Raw genomic sequence first — 22,970 nt, forward strand, 5'->3', positions numbered from 1 at the left:
TCCAATGCCTTTTGTCGACATCCGTCTGGCAGGAAACGCCACCCGTGAGCAGAAAGCGGCTATCGTCGCCGACGTCACCCAGTCGCTTGTCGAGCGGCTGGGGAAGGCGCCCTCTGCCGTGCAGGTGGTGATTTCGGAAATCGCGACGGAAAATTACGGGTCGGGCGGCATGTTGATTGCTGACCGCGCCGTCGAGCCCAAGCCAGGGGAGGACGCAAATGCTGCGGTCACTTCCCGATGAGAGGCTAAGGCTCCACTATTGTGAAAATCCTCCCCGGGAAGGGGAGGGGGACCGGCGAAGCCGGTGGAGGGGTGGTGCGCTGACGATAGGGGAAAACCCCTCCGTCAGCCCTTCGGGCTGCCACCTCCCCTTGAAGGGGAGGGTTTCGTTATGACCGAACGCAAATGCATCCTCTCGGGCGATCGCGCCGATCCCGAGACGCTGATCCGCCTGGCCGTCAGCCCTGAAGGTCAGGTCCTGCCCGACATCCGCGCCAAGGCGCCGGGGCGAGGCGCATGGATCGGCGTCCCCCGCGCGGAACTGGAACAGGCCCTCGCCAAGGGCAAGCTCAAGGGCGCTCTGTCCCGCTCGTTCAAGACCGGCGATCTGCACATCCCGGACACTCTGACGGACCTGATCGAAGACGGGCTGCGCAAGGCGCTGCTCGACCGCCTCGGCCTGGAAGCACGCGCGTCGATGGTCCTCACCGGATCGGAAAAGATCGACGTCGCCTGCCGCCAGGGCAAGGTTCAGCTGCTGCTCCACGCCAGCGATGCGGCGGCTGATGGCAACCGCAAGCTCGATCAGGCGCTGCGCGTCGGGCAGGAGGCTGAAGGCACGGAATTGGCGGGCATCGTCTTGCCTGTGGACCGGAACGCCCTATCTATGGCAATGGGGCGTGATAACGTCGTCCATATCGCAGTGACCGACTCGCGCGCCGCGTCGCGTCTGCGTGCGGCTATTGGCCGCTTGGAAAGCTATCTGGGTTGCGCTACCGGGGCGCCCGTGCATGGGGAGCATGACTCCGCCGATGCGCAGGGCGTCTAGGCTGCATGGAATGAAGGCGCCGACGGGCCTTGCCGGTCGGATGGTAAGTGAAGGGTACAGTTCAGTCGTATGAGTGACAGCAAGGAAGACAAGCCGGTTCTGGGCCGCAAGCCGCTGGGCATCAAGCGGACCGTTGAATCCGGCCAGGTGCAGCAGCAGTTCAGCCATGGCCGCAAGAATACGGTCGTGGTGGAAGTGAAGCGGCGCCGCATCCTGGGCAAGCCGGGCGAAGCCGGTGCGCCTGCGGCTGCGCCCCAGGCTGATCCGACCCCGGCACCTGCCGCCGCCGCGCCTCCGCCGCAGCAGCCGCAGGCGCGCGCGCCGCAGCCTGCCCCCGCGCGCCCCGCGCCGCCGCAGAGCCTGATGTCGCGTCAGGAATTGCAGGCCAAGCTGCTGCGCGAGGCTGAGGAAGCCCGCATGAACGCGCTGGAAGAGGCGCGCCGCCGTGAGGATGCGCAACGCCTCGCCGCGACCGAGGACGAAAAGCGCCGCGTCGAGGAAAACCGCCAGGCGGCTGAAGCTGCCGAGGCCGAAGCCGCGCGCCGCGCCGAGGAAGAGGCGAAGGCCGCTGCTGCGCCGCCTGTTGCCGAGCCTGCGCCCGCTCCGGTCGAGGAGCAGCCTGCCCAGCAAGCGCCCGAACAGCGCTCTGCCGCAGCCCCTGCGGCCGCCGCGCCGCCGCCACGCCGCTTCACGCCCGTCACGCCGATCAAGCGTCCCGAACCGGCCAAGCCTGACCGCACCAAGCGTGCGGGCGAGGATAATCGCCGCCAATCGGGCAAGCTGACCGTCACACGCGCGCTTGCCGACGACGACAGCGCCCGCGCCCGTTCGCTCGCCGCCTTGAAGCGCGCGCGCGAAAAGGAACGCCGCGCCCATTATGCCGGTGGCGCGCAACAGCGTGAAAAGCAGGTCCGCGACGTCGTGGTGCCTGAAAGCATCACCGTGCAGGAACTCGCCAACCGCATGGCCGAAAAGGGCGCGGACCTGGTGAAGGCCCTGTTCAAGATGGGCACTGCCGTCACGCTCAACCAGCCGATCGATCAGGATACGGCGGAACTGCTGGTCGAGGAATTCGGCCACCGGATCCAGCGCGTTTCTGAGGCTGACGTCGAAATCGGGATGGAAGGCGAAGTGGATGCACCCGAAACCCTGAAGCCGCGCGCCCCGGTCGTGACCATCATGGGCCATGTCGATCACGGCAAGACCTCGCTGCTCGACGCCTTGCGGGGAACAGATGTGGTCGCTGGCGAAAGCGGCGGTATCACCCAGCATATCGGTGCATATCAGGTGACGACGAAGAAGGGCGATGTCATCACCTTCCTCGATACGCCGGGCCACGAGGCATTTTCAGAAATGCGCGCTCGCGGGGCCAACGTCACCGACATCGTCATCCTGGTGGTGGCGGCCGATGACGGCCTGATGCCGCAAACCATCGAAGCCATCAACCACACCAAGGCTGCTGGCGTCCCGATGATCGTCGCGATCAACAAGTGCGACAAGCCCGAAGCCAATCCGCAGAAGGTGCGCGAGCGCCTGCTGAGCGAGGAGATCGTGGTTGAGGATATGGGCGGTGACGTCCAGGACGTAGAGGTTTCAGCGCTCAAGAAGACGGGTCTGGACGAGCTGATCGACAAGATCCTGCTCCAGGCCGAAGTCATGGAACTGACCGCCAACCCCGACCGCCAGGCCGAAGGCAATGTCATCGAAGCGCAGCTCGACAAGGGCCGCGGCGCGGTTGCGACCGTGCTGGTGCGCAAGGGGACGCTGAAGGTCGGCGACACCTTCGTCATCGGTGCCGAAAGCGGCAAGGTGAGGGCGCTCGTCAATGACAAGGGCCAGAATGTGAAGGTCGCAGGGCCATCGACCCCGGTCGAAGTACTTGGGCTCTCCGGTGTGCCTCTGGCAGGTGATCAGCTGACCGTCGTCGAGAACGAAGCTCGCGCCCGCGAAGTCGCCGCCTATCGTCAGGAACAGGCGACGAAGAAGCGGACCACGACGGCACCGACCAGCTTCGAGCACATGTTCTCGGCGCTCAACACCAAGGTCATCGAATATCCGGTGGTGGTGAAGGGCGACGTGCAGGGTTCGGTGGAAGCGATCGTATCGTCCTTGAACCGCATCTCGACCGACGAGATCAAGGTCCGCATCCTGCATTCGGGCGTCGGCGCGATCACCGAAAGCGACGTCACGCTGGCCGCTGCCAGCCGCGCGCCGCTGATCGGCTTCAACGTCCGTCCCAATGCCAAGGCGCGTCAGCTGGCGGAACGCGAGAAGATCTCGCTGCGCTATTATGACGTGATCTACGATCTGCTCGAGGAAGTTCGCGGCGAAATGGCGGGCCAGCTGGCTCCCGAGCGCATCGAAACCATCGTCGGCCGCGCCGAGGTGCTTCAGGTATTCCCGGCGGGCAAGAAGGACAAGGCGGCCGGTCTGCTCGTCCTGGACGGCATCATCCGCAAGGGGCTCAACGCGCGCCTTACCCGCGACGATGTCATCGTGTCGCGCACCAATATCGCGTCGCTGCGCCGCTTCAAGGACGATGTCGCCGAAGTCCGCGCGGGCATGGAATGCGGTGCCGTGCTTCAGGACACGAACGATATCAAGCCTGGCGATACGCTGGAGCTGTTCGAGGTCGAAGAGCGCGCCCGGACGCTGTGATCCATGTTCCCCCTCCCGCAGGCGGGAGGGGGCTAGGGGGTGGGCTCGCCCTCTCCTGAATTGCAACGGCCGATGGGGAGAGCCCACCCCCGGCCCCTCCTGTTCATGGGAGGGGAGGATCTATGTCCAATCAACCCGAAGGCCCCTCCGTCCGCCTCCTGCGCGTGGGCGAGCAGGTGCGTCACGTCCTGTCCGAAATCCTCCAGCGCGGCGACGTGCATGACGATGTGCTCGCCAAGCATGTCGTCAGCGTTACCGAAGTGCGCATGTCCCCCGACCTGCGCCACGCCACTGTCTTCGTGAAGTCGCTGCTCGGCCAGGACGAGGAAGCGGTGCTCAAGGCGCTGCGCACCAACACCGCCTATCTCCAGCGTGAGGTCGCGCACCGCATCCGCCTCAAATATGCGGCAAAGCTCAAATTCCTTGCGGACGAGAGCTTTGACGAAGGTAGTCACATCGACAAGCTTCTGCGGGACCCAAAGGTCGCACGCGATCTTGATCAGGCGGACGATCAGGACTGACGTCCCTATTCACCTGATGCACGGCTGGCTCATCCTCGACAAACCCCACGGGCTCGGCTCCACCCAGGCGGTCAGCGCCGTCAAGCGCGCCCTTCGCCAAAGCGGGGCTGGCAAGTGGAAAGTCGGCCATGGCGGCACACTCGATCCGCTGGCGACTGGCGTGCTGCCGATCGCGATCGGGGAGGCGACGAAGCTCGCCGGGCGCATGCTCGACAGCGACAAGATTTATGACTTCACCGTCACGTTTGGCACCCAGACCGACACGCTGGACCTCGAAGGGAAGGTTATTGCGGAAAGCGATCACCGCCCGACGCTCGGCGAGGTAGAAGCGATATTGCCTCGCTTCACAGGCCCGATCGAACAAGCGCCGCCTGCTTATTCTGCCATCCTGATAGACGGCCAGCGGGCTTATGACCTTGCCCGGGCTGGGCAGGATGTCGAGATGAAGCTGCGCAGCGTGATGATTTACGAACTGCAGATTTCCTCTCTCCCGAAAGGGGGAGAGGATAGCGTAGCTTGTCCGCATGGCGGGCTAGCGGAGCTTGGAGAGGGGCAGGGCGCGTCATCCCCCTCTCCAACTCCGGCTAGGCAGCAAGCTGCCAAGCCTCCTTATCCTCTCCCCGCGAGCGGAGAGAGGATTCAGCAAATCACCCTCCGCGCCCATGTCTCCAAGGGCACCTATATCCGCTCCCTCGCCCGCGACATCGCGATCGCCCTTGGTACGGTTGGCCATGTCACCATGCTCCGCCGCTTGAAGGCAGGCCCGTTCACCCTGGAATCCGCTATTTCACTGGACAAATTGGACGAAGCTGCTAGGGGGCACGGCATCGCGCAGCTCATGCTGCCGTTGACCGCAGGGCTGGACGACATCCCGGCTCTTGCAGTCTCTCCCGACGACGCGCTGGCTCTCCGACAGGGGAAGGTGCTTGTGGGGAAACCGCATACCGGTCTCATGCTGGCGATGGAGGGCGATACGCCCGTCGCGCTGGTCGAGGCCAGTGGCCCTGAGATCAGGGTGGTGCGCGGCTTCAATCTCTAGATGTTATGAAAGGAAGCCGATGTCGATTACTGCTGAGCGCAAGGAAGCGCTGATCAAGGAACATGCCCGCGCCGAAGGCGACACCGGTTCGCCGGAAGTTCAGGTCGCGATCCTCTCGGAGCGCATTTCGAACCTGACCGAGCATTTCAAGGGTCACCACAAGGATAACCACAGCCGTCGCGGCCTGCTCATGCTGGTCAACAAGCGTCGTTCGCTGCTGGACTATCTGAAGAAAAAGGATGCGGGTCGCTATAACGACCTCATCGCAAAGCTGGGCCTGCGCAAGTAAGCCTGCTATATAAGGGACGGCCCCCCAGCGGGGCCGTTTCCGATTCCGGGACTCCTGCAATTCGGCAGGATGTTCCGACCAAGGGGCCAGACGATGCTCCGAAACCGCAGCGGGCCGGCTAGCCCGCAACACAGGCCCCGCCCGGCAATAGGGCCAGGCGGGCGAAGGAAAACATTATGTTCGATGTAAAGAAGGTATCAATCGAGCTGGGCGGAAAGACCCTCACGCTCGAAACCGGCCGTATTGCGCGTCAGGCTGACGCCGCCGTGCTGGCGACCTATGGCGAAACCGTGGTGCTGTGCGCCGTGACCGCCGCCAAGTCGGTGAAGGAAGGACAGGATTTCTTCCCGCTGACCGTCCATTATCAGGAAAAATACTCCGCAGCCGGTCGTATCCCCGGCGGCTTCTTCAAGCGTGAGCGCGGCGCGACCGAAAAGGAAACGCTGACCAGCCGCCTGATCGACCGCCCGATCCGCCCGCTGTTCCCCGAAGGCTTCTACAACGAAATCAACGTCATCGCTCAGGTGCTGTCGTTCGATGGCGAGAGCGAGCCCGATATCGTCGCGATGATCGCCGCTTCGGCTGCGCTGACCCTGTCGGGCGTACCCTTCATGGGCCCGATCGGCGCTGCCCGCGTCGGTTACAAGGATGGCGAATATCAGCTGAACCCGTCGATGGACGAGGTGAAGACCGGCGAACTCGACCTGGTCGTCGCCGCCACCCAGAACGCGGTGATGATGGTCGAATCCGAAGCCAAGGAGCTTTCGGAAGACGTCATGCTCGGCGCCGTCCTGTTCGCTCATGAAGCGAGCAAGAAGGTCGTGGACGCGATCATCCAGCTCGCTGAAAAGGCCGCGAAGGACCCGTGGGAAGTCGCCAAGGGCGACGACCTGGATGACCTAAAGAAAAAGCTCAAGAAGCTGATCGGCAAGGACATCACCGCCGCCTACAAGCTGACCAACAAGTCGGCTCGCTCGGACGCGATCAACGCCGCCCGCGACAAGGCGAAGGCTTTCTTCGCTGAGGAAGGCCTCGACGCCCAGACCGTCATGGCTGGCATCAAGCTGACCAAGAAGCTGGAATCGGAAATCGTGCGCGGCGCCATCATCAAGGATGGCAAGCGCATCGACGGCCGCACCACCACGCAGATCCGCCCGATCGAGGCGATGGTCGGCTTCCTGCCGCGCACCCATGGTTCGGCGCTGTTCACCCGCGGTGAAACCCAGGCGATCTGCACCACCACGCTCGGCACCAAGGATGCTGAGCAGATGATCGACGGCCTGACCGGCGTTCATTACGAAAACTTCATGCTGCACTATAACTTCCCGCCCTATTCGGTCGGTGAAGTCGGCCGCTTCGGCGCGCCGGGCCGTCGCGAAGTCGGCCATGGCAAGCTGGCATGGCGTGCGCTGCACCCCGTGCTGCCCAGCAAGGAAGACTTCCCCTACACCATCCGCGTTCTGTCCGACATCACCGAGTCCAACGGCTCGTCCTCGATGGCGACGGTCTGCGGCGGTTCGCTGTCCATGATGGACGCGGGCGTTCCGCTGAAGCGGCCGGTGTCGGGCATCGCCATGGGCCTGATCCTCGACGGCAAGGATTTCGCTGTTCTCAGCGACATTCTCGGCGACGAAGATCATCTTGGCGACATGGACTTCAAGGTGGCGGGCACGGAAGCGGGCATCACCACCATGCAGATGGACATCAAGGTTGCCGGAATCACGCAGGAAATCTTCGAAGTCGCTCTGCGCCAGGCGAAGGAAGGCCGCGCCCACATCCTGGGTGAAATGAACAAGGCCCTGTCCTCGACCCGCACAGAACTGTCGGCGCATGCCCCGCGCATCGAAACGATCCAGATCGACAAGTCGAAGATCCGCGACGTCATCGGCACCGGCGGCAAGGTCATCCGCGAAATCGTCGCGGAGACCGGCGCGAAGGTCGACATCGACGACGAAGGCATCATCAAGATCAGCTCGTCCGACATCGACCAGATCGAAGCCGCCAAGAAGTGGATCCTCGGCATCGTCGAGGAAGCGGAAGTCGGCAAGATCTACACCGGCAAAGTCGTCAACATCGTCGATTTCGGTGCGTTCGTGAACTTCATGGGTGGCAAGGACGGTCTCGTCCACGTGTCCGAAATGAAGAATGAGCGCGTCGAAAAGCCGACCGACGTCGTGTCGGAAGGCCAGGAAGTAAAGGTCAAGGTCCTCGAGATCGATCCGCGCGGCAAGGTTCGCCTGTCGATGCGCGTCGTTGACCAGGAAACCGGCGAAGAGCTGGAAGACACCCGTCCTGCCCGCGAACCGCGCGGCGACCGTGAAGGCGGCCGTGGTGGCGACCGTGGCCGTGGTCCCCGTCGTGACGGCGGCGACCGTGGCGGTCGTGGTGGTGACCGGGGCGGTGATCGCGGCCCGCGCCGTGATCGCGGGGATCGTGGCCCGCGCGGTGAAGGCCGTGGCGGCAACGGCGGCGGGGACGATGACGGCTCCAACGCCGGTCTGCCCGATTTCCTGACTCAGGACTGATGCTGGCCGGTCATCCGGCTATGCTGAGCATCGTGCGCAAAAGTGGGAACCGGTTTTGCGCTTAAAACGATGCGACAACAAAAAACGACATGAGAAGGGCGCTCCTGACCGGGCGCCCTTTTTCATTGGGCTAGGCATTCTTGATTTCGATCAATTGGAGATGCAAAAACTTCTGTTACTGTGCCCTGCGATTTCGGGGGGATAAGATGCAGCGTGCCAATGAGAGGTTCGTCGAGCGCCTTCCTCTCGTCCTCAAACGCCCTGTTTACGCCTACGCCATTTCGGCGGCGTTTTGCGGCATCGCTCTGATCCTCAGGCTAGCTGCGCAGAGCTTCCTCCCCATCGGCTACCCGTTCGTATCCTTTTTCCCGGCGGTCATCCTTTCGACTTTCCTGTTCGGGCTGCGTCCCGGGATATTCACCGGGATATTGTGCGGTTTCCTATCCTGGTATTTCTTCATTCCCTCAGGACCGGGCGGCAGCTTTGGCGGGGGTGTGATCCTCGCCCTCATTTTCTACACGGCCGTGATCGGGATCGACATAGCGCTCATCCACTGGATGCAGCGGGCCAATTTCAATCTTGCCGTCGAACGGGAACGCAGCCGGGCGCTGGCGGAAAATCGCGAACTGCTGTTCCACGAATTGCAGCACCGCGTTTCCAACAATCTGCAAGTTGTCGCCGCGATGCTGTCGCTGCAAAGGCGGCACATCGATGATCAGGTGGCGGCACGAGCGATGGACGATGCCGCCAGCCGTCTTGCCCTGATCGGCCGGATCAGCCGGGCGCTTTACGATCCAGCGGAAGAGGGACAAGACCTGCATGCCTTCCTCACGCGGCTGACCGCAGACGTCCTCGAAGCGAGCGGGCGGAGGGATATTCAAGTCACCGTCAGCGCCCCGCCGGGCTTGACCCTGGACTCCCACGTTGCCGTGCCGCTCGCGCTTATCGTGGCGGAGGCGGTGAGCAACGCCATCGAACATGGATTGCCCCATCGCGGCGGAACGATCGAGGTGTCGCTGGAGGATTCGAGCGGGGCCTTGTCCCTCAGGATCGCCGACGATGGCGACGGCCTTGCCCCCGATTTTCGGATCGAGAAGGGCAATTCCCTCGGCCTGCGCATCGCAAGCGCGCTGGCGAGCCAGCTTAGCGCCCAGTTCGGCCTGCATCCCCGGCCGGAAGGCGGCGCGATCGTGCGGCTGGACCTCCCTGCGCAGGCGCGTTGATGGGCGGCAAGCGTTCACCCGCTATTCTGCCGCTTGGCGAGTGCCATTCGCTCCGCTATGACCCGGCCATGCTGACGAAAACCATGACGCGCATCGGCGCGGCTACCGCTCCGCTTCTGCTTGCCGCTCTGCTCGCCGGCTGCGCCACGTCGAAGAACAAGGCCGACACCCAATATGTCGCCCGTGACGTGTCCACGCTCTACAATGCGGGCAAATACCGGCTCGATCGCGGCCAGTATAAGATGGCCGCCGCCCTGTTTGACGAGGTGGAGCGCCAGCATCCCTATTCCCCATGGGCGCGCCGGGCGCAGCTCATGTCCGCGTTCAGCTATTATATGAACAAGGACTATAGTGAATCGATTGCGGCGTCTCAGCGCTTCCTGGCGATCCACACCGGCAACAAGGACGCGCCCTACGCTTATTATCTGATCGCGCTCTGCTATTATGAGCAGATCGCGGACGTCACCCGTGACCAGAAGATCACGCAGCAGTCGCTGGATTCGCTGGGCGAACTCATCCGCCGCTATCCCGACACCCGCTACGCCGCCGATGCCCGGCTGAAGCTCGATCTGGTCAATGATCACCTTGCGGGCAAGGAGATGGAAGTAGGCCGTTTCTACCAGCGCCGTGGGCAGTGGCTGGCGGCTACATTGCGTTTCCGCACCGTCATCGACAAATATCAGACGACGACCCACACGCCTGAAGCGCTGGAGCGCCTGGTCGAAAGCTATCTGTCGCTCGGCATCCCCGCAGAAGCGCAAAAGGCTGCGGCGGTCCTTGGCCGCAACTATCCCGGCTCCAAATGGTATGAGCGCAGCTACAAGCTCATGCGGGAACATGGCGGCAAGGCGTAACTGCCGATTTACCGTCACCCCAGCGAAAGCTGGGGTCTCAGGCCATTGGGCACGGCCCGGCGGCACGAGATCCCAGCGTCCGCTGGGATGACGTTTGGAGATCGGCCGCATTGCTGACCAATCTTTCCATCCGCAACGTCGTCCTGATCGAGGCGCTGGACCTGGAGTTCGGCACGGGCCTTGGCGTGCTGACGGGCGAGACCGGCGCGGGCAAGTCCATCCTCCTCGATTCGCTAGGGCTTGCGCTCGGCGCGAGGGCGGACAGCGGCCTCGTCCGCAGCGGAGAGGCGCAGGCGAGCGTCACCGCCACCTTCGACATTCCGCGCGCTGACCACAGGGCTGCCGAGCTGCTCGCCAGCAACGGCATCGAACTGGACGCGGGCGAACCGCTCATCATCCGCCGCACGCTTAAGGCTGACGGAGGAAGCCGTGCCTTCGTCAATGATCAGGCCTGTTCCGCCGCCTTGCTTCGCGACCTCGGCGGCACGCTCGTCGAAATCCACGGGCAGCATGATGATCGCGGCCTGCTCAACCCGCGCGGGCATCGCCAACTGCTGGACGCCTATGGCCGCTGCGACAGCGCGTCGGTGGCCAGGGCATACGCCGCCTGGCGCGAGGCAGCCGACCGGCTCGCTGAAAGCCGCGCGGCGGTAGAGGTGGCGGCGCGCGACCGCGACTATCTGACGCACGCGGTTGAAGAATTGTCGCGTTTCGGCCCTGAACCCGGCGAAGAGGCGGCGCTGGCCGAAGAGCGCGCAACCATGCAGAAGGGCGCGCGTCTCGCCGATGATCTGTCGGCGGTGACCGAATGCCTCACCGGCTCCGACGGCGGGCTGGCGCAACTGCGGCAGGCGGCGCGGCGGCTCGATCGCATGGTCAGCGAATATGAGCCTCTCGCCGAAGTGCTCGCCGCCCTCGACCGCGCCGTGATCGAAGCGGGCGAGGCGGAGGATCGGCTGGCGAGCGCCGCCGATGCGCTCAGCTTCGATCCCGCGCGCCTCGATGCCATCGAAACGCGCCTGTTCGACCTGCGCGGGCTGGCGCGCAAGCATCAGGTCGCCGCCGATGACCTCGCGGCCCTGCGCGACGACATGGCGGCAAAGCTGGCCGCCATCGAGGGTGGGGAGGAGCATATAGCCGCGCTGGAAGCCGATGTCGCCGCCACCGCCGCCGCCTATCGCGACGCCGCCCAGACGCTCTCCGCGCAGCGCAAGCACGCCGCCTCCCGGCTGGACGCCGCTGTCGCGGCTGAACTCGCGCCCCTCAAGCTCGACGCCGCACGCTTCCGCACCACCGTCGCCACGCTCGATGAAGGGCAATGGAGCGCGCAGGGCATGGACCGGGTGGAGTTCGAGATTTCCACCAATCCCGGCGCGCCTTTCGCGCCCCTGGTGAAGATCGCTAGCGGAGGCGAATTGTCGCGCTTCATCCTTGCGCTGAAGGTCGCGTTGGCGGAGCGGGGCGGGGCGGACACGCTGATCTTCGACGAGATCGACCGGGGCGTCGGCGGCGCGGTGGCATCGGCCATCGGCGACCGTCTCGCGCGCTTGGCGCAGAGCAACCAGATCCTCGTCGTTACCCACAGTCCGCAAGTGGCGGCGCGCGGCGCTGGCCATATGCTGATCGCCAAGGCCAGCGACGGCACGGTCACCCGCACCGGCGTCCATGCGCTCAGCGATGGCGAGCGGCGCGAAGAAATTGCCCGCATGCTCTCCGGCGCGGAAATCACCGCAGAGGCACGGGCGCAGGCGGACCGGCTGCTCGAAGTCTGACGCTGCTGCTAGAGCAAGTCTCGACAAGCCCGCCCTGAACGGGGATGGAGCAGATATGAGTGACTCGATAGACCCGACCCAGATGACGGAAGCGGAAGCCGCCAATCGCCTGATGCGGCTCGCCAGGGAAATTGCCCGGCACAATCGGCTCTACCATGATCAGGACCAGCCCGAGATCACTGACGCCGCCTATGACGCGCTGATCCGCGAAAATAACGCTCTGGAGGCGGCCTTCCCGCAGCTTGTTCGCGCGGATTCCCCCAATGCTCAGGTCGGGGCAGCACCCACTTCGGGATTGAAGAAGGTCCAGCATGCGGTCCGCATGATGAGCCTCGACAACGGCTTTTCGGACGAGGACATTGCCGAGTTCATTGCCCGCGTCCGCCGTTTCCTCGCGCTGCCGGACGGGGAACCCGTCGCCCTGACCGCCGAACCGAAGATCGACGGCCTGTCCTGTTCGCTCCGCTACGAAAAGGGGGAACTGCGCCTCGCCGCGACCCGTGGCGACGGCACGACCGGGGAGGATGTCACCGCCAATGTCCGCACCATCAGCGACATTCCCGGTCGCCTGACCGGCGAGAACTTGCCCGACCTGTTCGAAATCCGGGGCGAGGTCTATATGGCGAAGGCCGACTTCGTCGCGCTCAACCAGCGGCTGCTCGCCGAGGCGGACGACCCCGAAAAGGCGCGGCAGTTCGCCAACCCGCGCAACGCCGCTGCCGGATCGTTGCGGCAGAAGGACGCCGCCGTCACCGCCAGCCGTCCGCTGCGCTTTCTCGCCCATGGCTGGGGCGAAGCGAGCAGCCTTCCGGCAGAGACGCAGCTTGGCGTCATGCAGGGGATCGCCAACTGGGGCCTGCCGGTCTCTGACATGCTCACCTGCGTGGACTCGCTCGACGCATTGATCGCTCATTATCGCGGGATAGAGGCAGCGCGCGCCGACCTTCCATTCGACATAGACGGCGTCGTTTACAAGGTCGACCGGCTCGACTGGCAGCAACGCCTTGGCTTCGTGGCTAAGGCGCCGCGCTGGGCGATCGCGCACAAATTCCCTGCCGAACGCGCGCAAACCACCCTCGAAGCGATCGATATCCAGGTCGGCCGCACTGGCAAGCTGACCCCCGTCGGACGGCTGACCCCCGTCACGGTGGGCGGTGTCGTCGTCTCCAACGTGACGCTGCACAATGCCGACGAGATCGAGCGCCTGGGCGTCCGTCCGGGCGACCGCATCGTGGTGCAGCGCGCGGGCGACGTCATCCCGCAGGTGGTCGACAACCTCACCCGCAACGAAGAGCGCGCGCCCTTCATCTTCCCCAATCATTGCCCCGTCTGCGGATCGGAAGCCGTGCGCGAAGAAGGCGAGGTCGATATCCGCTGCACCGGTGGCCTTATCTGCGGCGCACAGCGCTTCGAACGGCTCCGCCATTTCGTCAGCCGTGGCGCGCTCGATATCGAAGGACTGGGCGAGAAAACGATCCAGGAATTTCTCGACCTTGGCTGGATCACCGAACCGGCCGACATCTTCCGCCTCAAACAGCATCGCGCCGCGCTGCTGGAAAAAGAGGGATGGAAGGAAAAATCCGTCGACAACCTGCTCGCCGCGATCGAGGCGAAGCGCCGGCCGGACGCCGCGCGCCTTCTCTTTGGCTTAGGCATCCGCCATATCGGCGCCGTCACCGCCCGCGACCTGCTCAAACGCTATACCAGCCTGCCCGGCATCAGGGCGCTGGCGCAGGACATCATAGCCCTGCGCGATAGCAGCACCGCCGCTGAAGGCGAGGAGGAAACACGCTTCCGCAACCGGCTGGACAAGGCGATCGCGGAGATGATCGGCGTTGAAAATGTGGGCTCCGCCGTTGGTCATGCGCTAGCCGACTTCTTCCACGAACCCCATAATCGAGAGGCCTGGGACGACCTGCTGTCCGAAGTGTCGCCCCCCGACTATGTAGTCGAAACCACCGCTAGCGAAGTGACCGGCAAGACGGTCGTCTTCACCGGCAAGCTGGAAACGATGAGCCGCGATGAGGCCAAGGCGCAGGCGGAACGGCTGGGTGCAAAAGCGGCAGGATCGGTCAGCGCCAAGACGGATCTTGTGGTGGCCGGTCCTGGCGCGGGATCGAAGCTGAAACAGGCCGCGGCCTTGGGGATCCCGGTGATCGATGAAGCGGCCTGGGCGGAGATCGTGAAGGCGGCGGTGTAGGGGGGCGACGTTGACCAGATCCGTCATCCCAGCGAATGCTGGGATCTCAGGAGGGTAGGGCACAGGGCGAAGGGCCTCAGCTTTCGCTGGGGTGACAGAATGGATGCTGTTGGAGTCAACCCGCCGCCTGAACCTTGTCCTGCGTCTTGGTATCGAAATCGCTCGCATCATGCCGCTCATGCAGCTGCTCTTCCAGCGGCCCGTTCGCGCGATTGACGATCCTGCCCCGCTTCACCGCAGGCCGCGCATCCACCTGCTTCGCCCAGCGCTGAACATTGGTATAGCTCTGCACGTCCAGAAATTCGCCAGCGCCAACATAGGTGCGGTCCAGCGCCACCCCGCCATACCATGGCCAAATCGCGATATCGGCGATCGTGAACTCATCCCCGGCGACATATTCATTCTCGCCAAGCTGCCGGTCCAGCACGTCGAACTGCCGCTTCACCTCCATCGTGTAGCGGTTGATGGCATATTCGATCTTTTCAGGCGCATAGGCGAAGAAGTGGCCAAAGCCGCCGCCCAGCAACGGCGCGCTGCCCATCTGCCAGAACAGCCATGACAAGGTCGCGGTGCGTTTGGCCGGTTCGGTAGGCAGGAACGCGCCGAACTTCTCGGCCAGATAGACCAGGATCGCGCCCGACTCGAACACCCGCTGGGGCGGCGAAACGCTGTGGTCCATCAGGGCCGGGATCTTGCTGTTCGGATTGACGGAGACAAAGCCGCTGCCGAACTGGTCGCCTTCGCCGATGTTGATCAGCCAGGCGTCATATTCCGCGCCGTGATGACCCGCCGCCAGCAGCTCCTCCAGCATGATCGTCACTTTCTGCCCGTTGGGCGTGCCCAGCGAGTAGAGCTGCAATGGATGCTTGCCGACCGGCAACGCCTTGTCATGGGTAGCGCCTGCGACCGGCCGATTGATGTTGGCGAAGGCGCCACCATTATCCTTGTCCCATGTCCAGACCCGGGGCGGAGTATAGCTGTCGGTCATTAGGCGATTTCTCCCACGGTGCGATGTCGCCTCGCAGGTAGGAAGTTGAACGGCGTGCCGCAACCGCTCGTCCTGCCCGTTTTACCGATCCGGTCTATGCCCGCACGACCAGCACGCTGACAGGCGACTGGTGGACGATGGCCGACGCGTTCGATCCCAGCAGCTTTGAGGATAGCGATGGTTGATGCGATCCGATGACGATCAGGTCGGCGCCTTGCCGTTCGGCCTCTGCCAGCACTTCGTCGCGAACACGGCCCCGCCGCGTCGCTATTTCCACCTGATCATCGCCGATGCCAAGATCGTCGCACCATTGCCGCATGGCCGCCAAGGCGTCCTCCTGTTCCCGCGCGTCAAAATCGCCCGCCAAAAGGTCTGAATAGCGGGAGGGCAGGTGATAGCGGACATAGAGCAGCCGCAGCCGTCCCTGCGGTCCTGCAATCGCGCTGGCCCGCGCCAACGCCGCCCGGCCATTGTCGGGATCGCTGACGTCTATCGCAACGATGATCGTGGAAAACTGCATCCTTCGCTCCTGTTTTTGCGGTCTGCTAGCCAAGGCAACGCTGGCAGGAGGGTGGGGATGCGGCCGACATGAAAGAACGCGCACCGGCAACGGCAAGGCGATAGTCGCAACAATCCCGCAAGCTGGCGCTCCGCGCGTGACAAAGCCGTCGATCAGGCGCAACAACGCCGCCGGGCTCTGAAGGGGCCTTCAATCCTAAAAAAATATGCCTCCTTGTCTTGACGGTTATTTTCACCGCTCCATATTCCGCAGCGCTGGCACTCTCTAACCAGGAGTGCTAACAGCAACTGGTTCATACGGGAGAAGGAACGGCATCAGGCAGATTCGCTGGGGGGATTTTCCCGCGGTCGCCCGCCCGACCAATCCCAAAAAGAGGGAAAGGTACTCAACATGGCATTTCGTCCGTTGCATGACCGCGTTCTCGTCCGTCGCGTAGAGGCGGAAGAGAAGACGGCCGGTGGCATCATCATCCCCGACACCGCCAAGGAAAAGCCGCAGGAAGGCGAAATCGTCGCTGTCGGCACCGGCTCGAAGGCCGAAGATGGCAAGGTGACGCCACTGGACGTCAAGGCTGGTGACCGCATCCTGTTCGGCAAGTGGTCGGGCACGGAAGTGAAGGTCGACGGCGAAGACCTGCTGATCATGAAGGAATCGGACATCCTGGGCGTTGTCGCCTAAAGGCGACGGGCTCGGGTTCGTTGCGTAAAGCTGCGAACCGGACCGCTATTCCAATTTCCCGCGGATTTCAGCCACTCAGAACGGTGTGAACTTCGCAAGATTTGCAATTCTCAAAGAGAGGTAAAAGATCATGGCAGCGAAGGACGTAAAGTTTTCGCGTGACGCTCGTGAGCGCATCCTGCGCGGCGTCGACATCCTGGCCGACGCGGTCAAGGTGACCCTGGGCCCCAAGGGCCGCAACGTCGTCATCGACAAGAGCTTCGGCGCGCCCCGCATCACCAAGGACGGCGTCAGCGTCGCCAAGGAAATCGAACTGAAGGACAAGTTCGAGAATATGGGCGCCCAGATGGTCCGCGAAGTTGCTTCGAAGACCAACGACATCGCCGGTGACGGCACCACCACCGCGACCGTTCTGGCTCAGGCCATCGTTCGCGAAGGCATGAAGTCGGTTGCTGCCGGCATCAACCCGATGGACCTGAAGCGCGGCATCGACCTCGCCGTCTCCAAGGTGATCGAGGACGTCAAGGCCCGTTCGAAGCCGGTCGCCGGTTCGAACGAAGTCGCTCAGGTCGGCATCATCTCGGCCAATGGCGACGTCGAAGTCGGCCAGAAGATTGCCGAAGCCATGGACCGCGTCGGCAAGGAAGGCGTGATCACCGTGGAAGAGGCCAAGGGTCTCGACTTCGAACTGGACGTCGTGGAAGGCATGCAGTTCGACCGTGGTTACCTGTCGCCCTACTTCGTCACCAACCCGGAAAAGATGCAGGTCGAACTCGCTGACCCCTACATCCTGATCCACGAAAAGAAGCTGTCGAACCTGCAGTCGATCCTGCCGATCCTCGAAGCCGTGGTGCAGTCGGGCCGTCCGCTCCTCATCATCGCGGAAGATATCGAAGGCGAAGCGCTGGCGACCCTGGTCGTCAACAAGCTGCGTGGTGGCCTGAAGGTCGCTGCGGTCAAGGCTCCTGGCTTCGGTGACCGCCGCAAGGCCATGCTGGAAGATATCGCCGTCCTGACCAAGGGCGAGGTCATCTCCGAAGACCTCGGCATCAAGCTTGAGAACGTCACGCTCGGCATGCTCGGCACCGCGAAGCGCGTCACCATCGACAAGGACAACACCACCATCGTCGATGGCGCTGGTGATGCCGAATCGATCAAGGGCCGCACCGAGCAGATCCGCGCTCAGATCGAGACGACCACGTCCGACTACGACCGCGAAAAGCTGCAGGAGCGTCTGGCCAAGCTGGCTGGCGGCGTTGCCGTCATCAAGGTTGGTGGTGCTTCGGAAGTCGAAGTCAAGGAGCGCAAGGACCGCGTCGATGACGCGCTGCACGCAACCCGCGCAGCCGTTGAAGAAGGCATCGTCCCCGGTGGTGGTACGGCTCTCCTCTACGCGACCAAGGCTCTGGAAGGCCTGAAGGGCGCCAACGACGACCAGACCCGTGGTATCGACATCATCCGCAAGGCAATCGAAGCGCCGCTGCGCCAGATCGCCCAGAATGCGGGCGTTGATGGCGCCGTTGTCGCTGGCAACCTGCTGCGCGAAAATGACGAGACCAAGGGCTTCAACGCCGCGACCGACACCTATGAGAACCTTGTCGCCGCTGGCGTCATCGATCCCACCAAGGTCGTTCGCGCTGCTCTGCAGGACGCGGCTTCGGTCGCTGGCCTGCTGATCACCACCGAAGCGACGATCGCTGAACTGCCCGCCGACGACAAGGCGCCGATGGGCATGCCCGGCGGCGGCATGGGTGGCATGGGCGGCATGGACTTCTAAAGCGATCGCAGCAGTCGGGCTTCGGCCCGGCTGTGGTTCGATCGCGATGGCAAAGTCCCTCGCTCAAGCGAACAGGGAAGGGCCGGGGAGCAATCCACCGGCCCTTTCGTTGTCGGCTGGAGAAATTTTCAGCCTCCGATCACCCCCGGCCCTCCTCATGCCAGCGGAAGTCGGCATCTCAAGCGCAAAGCTCAGTCCAAACCTGAACTATCGACCCCCATCGGGCGGCCACCCGATAGCTCCATTTTGGGCATCTTCCCCTTCCAAATTTACCAAATGGAAATCATGTTTAGCCAAAGGTGGCGGAGACGTGTCGTGCCTCTTCCATCATTGGAGCGCAAAACTGCGCGCGCATCTTGCGCCCGATACTCAGCAAAGCGCTGAGGTGCAGGACAGCCTTGTCAAATCGCTCTACGCATCACCTGCATCGTTGATGATCGGCGCCTTGGCTGGCGGAGCGCTCAGCTTCGTCGTCGCCTACCATGCTGGCCGCGCCGAAATCACGACGATCGCGACCTTGATTTTCCTGGTCGCGGTTAGCCGATCCATCTCTGCCGTCTACTTTCTGCGGCAGCTGGCTCATCATGAGGGGCCAACGCAGCAAGCCTGGGGACTGGCCTATGAACTGGGCGCGTGGGGCTATGCCGCATTGCTCGGTCTGCTCGCTTTCTCGACGCTCATCTTAACCGGCGATGCGTCGCTGCATATTTTGAGCGTCTGCCTTGTCGCGGCCTATTCCGGCGGCATCGCCGGACGCAATGCCGGGCGTGTGCATATCGCGGTTGGCCAGACATGCTTTGCGCTGCTTCCGACCTCGCTCGGCCTCTGCATCGCTGGTGGGCTGGGCTATTGGGTGCTGGCGACGATGTTGTTCCTGATGATTTTCGCCATGGCGGAAATCACCCGCACGACCCACCGGATCGTCGTCGAAGCGTTGCAGGGCAATTACGAAAAATCGCAGCTGGCTACCAAGTTCGAGAGGCTGGCGCGGTTCGACAGCCTGACCGGCGTGGAAAACCGCATGGCGATGCAGATGCGGTTGCGCGAGCTGTTCGACAAACGCCGGTCTGATCAGGATCCCATGGCCGTCTTCTGGATGGATCTTGATCGCTTCAAGGAAATAAATGATTCGCTGGGGCACATCATCGGCGATCAATTGCTCTGCACCGTTGCGGCGCGTCTTTCGCACGCGCTGGACGGTCGCGGCCATGTCGCTCGCTTCGGCGGAGATGAGTTCATCCTGATATGCCCCGGGGCCGATCGCGCCGTGGCCGGGGAGATTGCGCACGATGTGATGGCTGAGTTCGGCCATGACTTCGATGTCAGCGGCTATCATCTGACGGTCACGGCATCGATGGGCATCGCTGTCGCGCCCGAGGATGGGTGCGACAGCGAAGAGTTGCTGCAACATGCCGATATGGCGCTGTATCAGGCAAAGCGTGCGGGACGGAACCGCCATGCCCATTTCGACTGGGCCATGAAAGAGCGGCAAAATCGTACCTATGAGTTGGAGATGGGCCTTCGCAGCGCCATGGCAAATGGCGAGCTGTTGCTGCATTATCAGCCGATATTCGACACGGTCACTGGCAAGATCGCCATCTGCGAAGCGCTGATGCGGTGGGATCATCCCACAATGGGCCGCATTTCACCGGCCGAGTTCATTCCGGTGGCGGAAAGCTGCTCCCTCATCGAGCCGATAACCGCCTGGGCGCTGGAACAAGCGTGCCGGGACGCGATGCAGTGGGAGGAACATGTCCGCGTCGCCGTCAATATCTCGCCCGCGCTCATCAAGAGCGACGGGCTTCCGCGCGCGGTCATCGCTGCGCTCATGGGATCGGGCTTGAAAGCCAAGCGGCTCGAACTTGAAGTGACCGAATCAATCTTCCTGGAAGATAGCGGCCGCACCAGCCTGATCCTGTCAGAGCTGCAGCGTATTGGACTACGCCTTGCCCTCGACGATTTCGGAACAGGCTATTCCTCGCTCGGCTATCTGCGTGATTATGCGTTCGATACGCTCAAGGTCGATCAAAGCTTCATGCGAAGCGTCGGCGAAGAAGGGCGCGACCGCGCCATCGCCCAATCCGTCGCATATCTGGCGCACTCACTTGACGTGGAGACGGTAGCGGAGGGCATCGAGACGGAAGAACAGCTACGCTATGCGCGCGAGCTGGGCTTTAGCAATGTGCAAGGCTTTGTTCTAAGCCGCCCCATGCCTGCCGCAGATCTGCTCACGATGATGGCCGACATGAAACGTGAGAAAAGCAACGTCGTCACGTTGATGCAGAACCGCCGCCGCGCCTGACCGCTTACTTGGTCAGCCGTGTCTGCGCCGAGGCAAGGCGCCGCATCATCCGCAAATCCTTCGGATCGAGCTTGAGCGCCGTCGCTGCCCAATTTTCAACGATGTCCTTCAGCTCGGCATAATCGAGCGGATCGACGCGGCGTCCGGCTTCGAAGACGCCGACATGGCCGGCATGGTGGGGACGGTTGCCGGTGATATAGTCACGCACGGCCTGCTCGCCTTCGCCATCCTCGGCAAGGATGGTGACGACGCCCATGTCGTACATTTCTTCGGCGGTGTAGACCTTACCGGACAGGATCATGCGCTCTGCCATCCGGCGTCCCAGCTTCCGCGCCAGGATGGAATAGGCCCCCATTCCAGGGAAGAGGCCGAAGAGCATTTCAGGAAGGCCGAAACGAGCGCTTCGCTCCGCTACTACGACATCGAAACAAAGAAGAGCCTCAAACCCGCCCCCCAAGGCATCGCCCTGCGCCAAGGCGATGGAGATGAGCGGCATGTCGGCATTGCGCCATGCGCGATGAACCACATCGATGCACGCATGACCATATTTAACCAGGCCGGGCAAGTCGCCGCGCTCGATGCACGCCGCGAACAGCTCAAGGTCTCCACCCAGGTTGAAGACGCCGGGAAAGCGGGAACCAAGCACCATATATTTGAGCGGCAATATACCCTCGTCGAACAGCCGCTTGGCCTCTGTCTGCCAAAGCCGGATGTCGCGCAGCATCGGCAGATTATAGTTCGGCCGATTCGCCGGGGTCATGAAGGCCCAAAGGGTGTCGATCGGTTCATCGAAAGTGACATCGACCTGACCCAGGTCGAACAGCATCGAATGTCCGCTTTCGCGTGCCTGGAGCGCTGCTTCCGTAGCGGCAACGGCGTGAATGTTTTCGACAGGCAGGTGCATTGGCGAAGCGTCCTCCACCTCATCGCGTGCCGGATTAAACCGTCCGGAATCAATCATCTGTGCCCCCGCATTTCGATCCATGCTGAGGAAAACAACATTGTTCCTTCGATGCAACCGTCAGTGGATCAATCGGTGCCTTGTTAACCCTTTTTATTGTGTACTGTTGCTGCTAAGTCGCCAAAAAGACGCGCCTATCATGGTTAACGTTGCATTAATGCAACAAAGGCCGTTAAGTAAGTTTCAGGCGATTTTGTTGTCAGGTCTTTGTTAACCTTTATTAATTATGACATGGTGCATGGACAGACATCGCACCGATCCCCAGATTGTGACGCTCCTGCTTCATGATGAAGAGGGGAAAAGCTGGCGCCTCAACATCGCTGCCGATTGCCTTTGCTTCATCGGCAATTATCGCCGGGTGAAGGGCTTTGACATCGACGCGGTGGTTGCCTTCGACGGTTTGCGCAAGGCGGGCTGATCAGGGCGGCCAATCGATAAAAAGCGGTTCACTCTTGTCCGCGCGATGTTCTAGAGCGCGCAACGTGACTCAATCCCGTTTTTCCTTCACGATCGCCGCAACCGACGGCAAGGCCCGCACGGGCGCGATTCAGATGCGCCGCGGCGAAATCCGGACGCCTGCCTTCATGCCGGTTGGCACCGCCGCCACGGTCAAGGCGATGCGCCCGGCGGAGGTCCGCGCCACCGGCGCTGATATCATCCTCGGCAACACCTATCATCTGATGCTTCGTCCGGGCGCGGAGCGGGTGGCTCGGCTGGGAGGCTTGCACGGATTCATGGGTTGGGACCGGCCGATCCTGACCGACAGCGGCGGCTATCAGGTCATGAGCCTGTCCGCGCTCACCAGAATGAGCGAGGATGGCGTCGCCTTCGCCAGCCATATCGACGGTTCCCGTCACATGCTGACGCCCGAACGTTCGATGGAGATCCAGCGTCTGCTCGACAGTGACATTGTCATGGCCTTCGACGAGTGCACGAAAAACGGCTGCACCCATGATGAGGCGGCGCACAGCATGGAGCGATCCATGCGCTGGGCAAAGCGGTCCCGTGATGGCTTCGACGCCGGTGGCGAGCATGCCGAACGAGCGGCGCTTTTCGGCATTCAGCAGGGATCGCTTGACGAAAATCTGAGGCGCATTTCTGCGCAGAAGCTGACCGAGATCGGTTTTGACGGATATGCCGTAGGCGGCCTGGCGGTAGGGGAGGGGCAGGAGGCCATGTTCGCATGCCTCGATTACGCACCCGGCATGCTGCCGAGCGACAAGCCGCGTTATCTGATGGGCGTGGGCAAGCCTGACGACATCGTCGGGGCTGTCGAACGCGGCATCGACATGTTCGATTGTGTCCTGCCGACCCGCAGCGGCCGCAATGGTCAGGCCTTCACCTGGGCAGGCCCGCTCAACATCCGCAACGCGCGTTTTGCCGAGGATCTTTCGCCGCTCGATCCCCGCTGCACCTGTCCGGTCTGCGGGACGTGGAGCCGCGCCTATCTGCATCATCTGGTGAAATCCGGCGAAATGCTCGGCGCCATGTTGATGACGCAGCACAATATCCACTTCTATCAGGCGCTGATGCAGACGATACGGGACAGCATCGCGCAAGCCCGGTTCGCAGCCTTCGCATCGGACTTCCGCCGCGATTATCAGCGGGTCTGAGG

General features: G+C 62.9%; 19 protein-coding genes. 16 read left to right on the forward strand and 3 right to left on the reverse strand.

Going from position 1 to position 22,970, the window contains the following annotated elements; translation table 11 throughout:
- The first annotated feature begins 4 nt into the window (after positions 1-4).
- The 11 genes from SPHS8_RS01365 (at position 5) to ligA (ending at position 14,129) form a co-directional block, all read left to right on the forward strand.
- Positions 5-241, forward strand: a complete 237-nt coding sequence (locus SPHS8_RS01365) for a tautomerase family protein (protein ID WP_201513557.1) — start codon at positions 5-7, stop codon at positions 239-241.
- Between the two features lie 150 nt (positions 242-391).
- A complete protein-coding gene (locus SPHS8_RS01370; protein WP_201513558.1) occupies positions 392-1,048 on the forward strand; it encodes a DUF448 domain-containing protein in 657 nt (218 codons plus the stop codon).
- Positions 1,049-1,117: 69 nt separating this feature from the next.
- Positions 1,118-3,706 carry a translation initiation factor IF-2 gene (gene infB / locus SPHS8_RS01375; protein ID WP_201513559.1) on the forward strand — a complete coding sequence of 863 codons (2,589 nt, stop codon included), beginning with the start codon at positions 1,118-1,120 and terminating at the stop codon, positions 3,704-3,706.
- Positions 3,707-3,828: 122 nt separating this feature from the next.
- The gene (gene rbfA, locus SPHS8_RS01380; RefSeq protein ID WP_201513560.1) at positions 3,829-4,227 is read left to right on the forward strand and encodes a 30S ribosome-binding factor RbfA; all 399 of its coding nucleotides are present in this window, start codon (positions 3,829-3,831) and stop codon (positions 4,225-4,227) included.
- A gap of 16 nt (positions 4,228-4,243) precedes the next feature.
- Positions 4,244-5,266 (forward strand): tRNA pseudouridine(55) synthase TruB, encoded by a 1,023-nt coding sequence (truB, locus tag SPHS8_RS01385; RefSeq protein ID WP_201514833.1) that lies wholly within the window; start codon positions 4,244-4,246, stop codon positions 5,264-5,266.
- Positions 5,267-5,285: 19 nt separating this feature from the next.
- Positions 5,286-5,555 (forward strand): 30S ribosomal protein S15, encoded by a 270-nt coding sequence (gene rpsO, locus SPHS8_RS01390; RefSeq protein WP_021237747.1) that lies wholly within the window; start codon positions 5,286-5,288, stop codon positions 5,553-5,555.
- Positions 5,556-5,731: 176 nt separating this feature from the next.
- Positions 5,732-8,080 (forward strand): polyribonucleotide nucleotidyltransferase, encoded by a 2,349-nt coding sequence (gene pnp / locus SPHS8_RS01395; RefSeq protein ID WP_201513561.1) that lies wholly within the window; start codon positions 5,732-5,734, stop codon positions 8,078-8,080.
- 206 nt (positions 8,081-8,286) lie between these two features.
- A complete protein-coding gene (locus SPHS8_RS01400) occupies positions 8,287-9,303 on the forward strand; it encodes a sensor histidine kinase (RefSeq protein ID WP_201513562.1) in 1,017 nt (338 codons plus the stop codon).
- A gap of 68 nt (positions 9,304-9,371) precedes the next feature.
- Positions 9,372-10,157, forward strand: coding sequence for an outer membrane protein assembly factor BamD (locus SPHS8_RS01405; protein ID WP_097092738.1), 786 nt, complete (start codon positions 9,372-9,374; stop codon positions 10,155-10,157).
- A gap of 110 nt (positions 10,158-10,267) precedes the next feature.
- Positions 10,268-11,929 carry a DNA repair protein RecN gene (recN, locus tag SPHS8_RS01410; RefSeq protein WP_201513563.1) on the forward strand — a complete coding sequence of 554 codons (1,662 nt, stop codon included), beginning with the start codon at positions 10,268-10,270 and terminating at the stop codon, positions 11,927-11,929.
- A 55-nt stretch (positions 11,930-11,984) separates the two neighbouring features.
- The gene (gene ligA, locus SPHS8_RS01415) at positions 11,985-14,129 is read left to right on the forward strand and encodes an NAD-dependent DNA ligase LigA (RefSeq protein ID WP_236574911.1); all 2,145 of its coding nucleotides are present in this window, start codon (positions 11,985-11,987) and stop codon (positions 14,127-14,129) included.
- A 115-nt stretch (positions 14,130-14,244) separates the two neighbouring features.
- Here ligA and yghU read toward each other — a convergent pair whose 3' ends face one another.
- Together yghU and SPHS8_RS01425 are read right to left on the reverse strand one after the other, a co-directional pair.
- Positions 14,245-15,117 (reverse strand): glutathione-dependent disulfide-bond oxidoreductase, encoded by an 873-nt coding sequence (gene yghU / locus SPHS8_RS01420; protein WP_201513564.1) that lies wholly within the window; start codon positions 15,115-15,117, stop codon positions 14,245-14,247.
- A gap of 94 nt (positions 15,118-15,211) precedes the next feature.
- The gene (locus SPHS8_RS01425) at positions 15,212-15,637 is read right to left on the reverse strand and encodes a universal stress protein (RefSeq protein WP_201513565.1); all 426 of its coding nucleotides are present in this window, start codon (positions 15,635-15,637) and stop codon (positions 15,212-15,214) included.
- A 390-nt stretch (positions 15,638-16,027) separates the two neighbouring features.
- Here SPHS8_RS01425 and groES point away from each other — a divergent pair, with 390 nt between their 5' ends.
- From groES to SPHS8_RS01440, 3 genes are all read left to right on the forward strand, one after another.
- Complete coding sequence (gene groES / locus SPHS8_RS01430) at positions 16,028-16,315, forward strand: co-chaperone GroES (protein WP_022681207.1); 288 nt, start codon at positions 16,028-16,030, stop codon at positions 16,313-16,315.
- Between the two features lie 130 nt (positions 16,316-16,445).
- Positions 16,446-18,092, forward strand: coding sequence for a chaperonin GroEL (groL, locus tag SPHS8_RS01435; RefSeq protein WP_097091333.1), 1,647 nt, complete (start codon positions 16,446-16,448; stop codon positions 18,090-18,092).
- Between the two features lie 310 nt (positions 18,093-18,402).
- The gene (locus tag SPHS8_RS01440) at positions 18,403-20,394 is read left to right on the forward strand and encodes a putative bifunctional diguanylate cyclase/phosphodiesterase (protein WP_236574912.1); all 1,992 of its coding nucleotides are present in this window, start codon (positions 18,403-18,405) and stop codon (positions 20,392-20,394) included.
- A 4-nt stretch (positions 20,395-20,398) separates the two neighbouring features.
- On the opposite strand, the gene SPHS8_RS01445 is transcribed toward SPHS8_RS01440, so the two are convergent.
- Positions 20,399-21,355, reverse strand: a complete 957-nt coding sequence (locus tag SPHS8_RS01445; protein ID WP_201513567.1) for a crotonase/enoyl-CoA hydratase family protein — start codon at positions 21,353-21,355, stop codon at positions 20,399-20,401.
- Between the two features lie 238 nt (positions 21,356-21,593).
- Between SPHS8_RS01445 and SPHS8_RS01450 the strand changes: the two genes are divergently transcribed.
- Positions 21,594-21,773 carry a hypothetical protein gene (locus SPHS8_RS01450; RefSeq protein ID WP_097091336.1) on the forward strand — a complete coding sequence of 60 codons (180 nt, stop codon included), beginning with the start codon at positions 21,594-21,596 and terminating at the stop codon, positions 21,771-21,773.
- Positions 21,774-21,837: 64 nt separating this feature from the next.
- The gene (gene tgt / locus SPHS8_RS01455) at positions 21,838-22,968 is read left to right on the forward strand and encodes a tRNA guanosine(34) transglycosylase Tgt (protein WP_201513568.1); all 1,131 of its coding nucleotides are present in this window, start codon (positions 21,838-21,840) and stop codon (positions 22,966-22,968) included.
- Positions 22,969-22,970 lie beyond the last annotated feature (2 nt).

It is taken from the genome of Sphingobium sp. S6 (assembly GCF_905120495.1).
Lineage (GTDB): Bacteria > Pseudomonadota > Alphaproteobacteria > Sphingomonadales > Sphingomonadaceae > Sphingobium > Sphingobium agri.

What these genes read in the sequence shown, in the direction of transcription:
- SPHS8_RS01365 (WP_201513557.1), top strand. Translation starts at nt 5, where the DNA reads ATGCCTTTTGTCGACATCCGTCTGGCAGGAAACGCCACCCGTGAGCAG.
- SPHS8_RS01370 (WP_201513558.1), top strand. Translation starts at nt 392, where the DNA reads ATGACCGAACGCAAATGCATCCTCTCGGGCGATCGCGCCGATCCCGAG.
- infB (WP_201513559.1), top strand. Translation starts at nt 1,118, where the DNA reads ATGAGTGACAGCAAGGAAGACAAGCCGGTTCTGGGCCGCAAGCCGCTG.
- rbfA (WP_201513560.1), top strand. Translation starts at nt 3,829, where the DNA reads ATGTCCAATCAACCCGAAGGCCCCTCCGTCCGCCTCCTGCGCGTGGGC.
- truB (WP_201514833.1), top strand. Translation starts at nt 4,244, where the DNA reads ATGCACGGCTGGCTCATCCTCGACAAACCCCACGGGCTCGGCTCCACC.
- rpsO (WP_021237747.1), top strand. Translation starts at nt 5,286, where the DNA reads ATGTCGATTACTGCTGAGCGCAAGGAAGCGCTGATCAAGGAACATGCC.
- pnp (WP_201513561.1), top strand. Translation starts at nt 5,732, where the DNA reads ATGTTCGATGTAAAGAAGGTATCAATCGAGCTGGGCGGAAAGACCCTC.
- SPHS8_RS01400 (WP_201513562.1), top strand. Translation starts at nt 8,287, where the DNA reads ATGCAGCGTGCCAATGAGAGGTTCGTCGAGCGCCTTCCTCTCGTCCTC.
- SPHS8_RS01405 (WP_097092738.1), top strand. Translation starts at nt 9,372, where the DNA reads ATGCTGACGAAAACCATGACGCGCATCGGCGCGGCTACCGCTCCGCTT.
- ligA (WP_236574911.1), top strand. Translation starts at nt 11,985, where the DNA reads ATGAGTGACTCGATAGACCCGACCCAGATGACGGAAGCGGAAGCCGCC.
- yghU (WP_201513564.1), bottom strand. Translation starts at nt 15,117, where the DNA reads ATGACCGACAGCTATACTCCGCCCCGGGTCTGGACATGGGACAAGGAT.
- SPHS8_RS01425 (WP_201513565.1), bottom strand. Translation starts at nt 15,637, where the DNA reads ATGCAGTTTTCCACGATCATCGTTGCGATAGACGTCAGCGATCCCGAC.
- groES (WP_022681207.1), top strand. Translation starts at nt 16,028, where the DNA reads ATGGCATTTCGTCCGTTGCATGACCGCGTTCTCGTCCGTCGCGTAGAG.
- groL (WP_097091333.1), top strand. Translation starts at nt 16,446, where the DNA reads ATGGCAGCGAAGGACGTAAAGTTTTCGCGTGACGCTCGTGAGCGCATC.
- SPHS8_RS01445 (WP_201513567.1), bottom strand. Translation starts at nt 21,355, where the DNA reads ATGATTGATTCCGGACGGTTTAATCCGGCACGCGATGAGGTGGAGGAC.
- SPHS8_RS01450 (WP_097091336.1), top strand. Translation starts at nt 21,594, where the DNA reads ATGGACAGACATCGCACCGATCCCCAGATTGTGACGCTCCTGCTTCAT.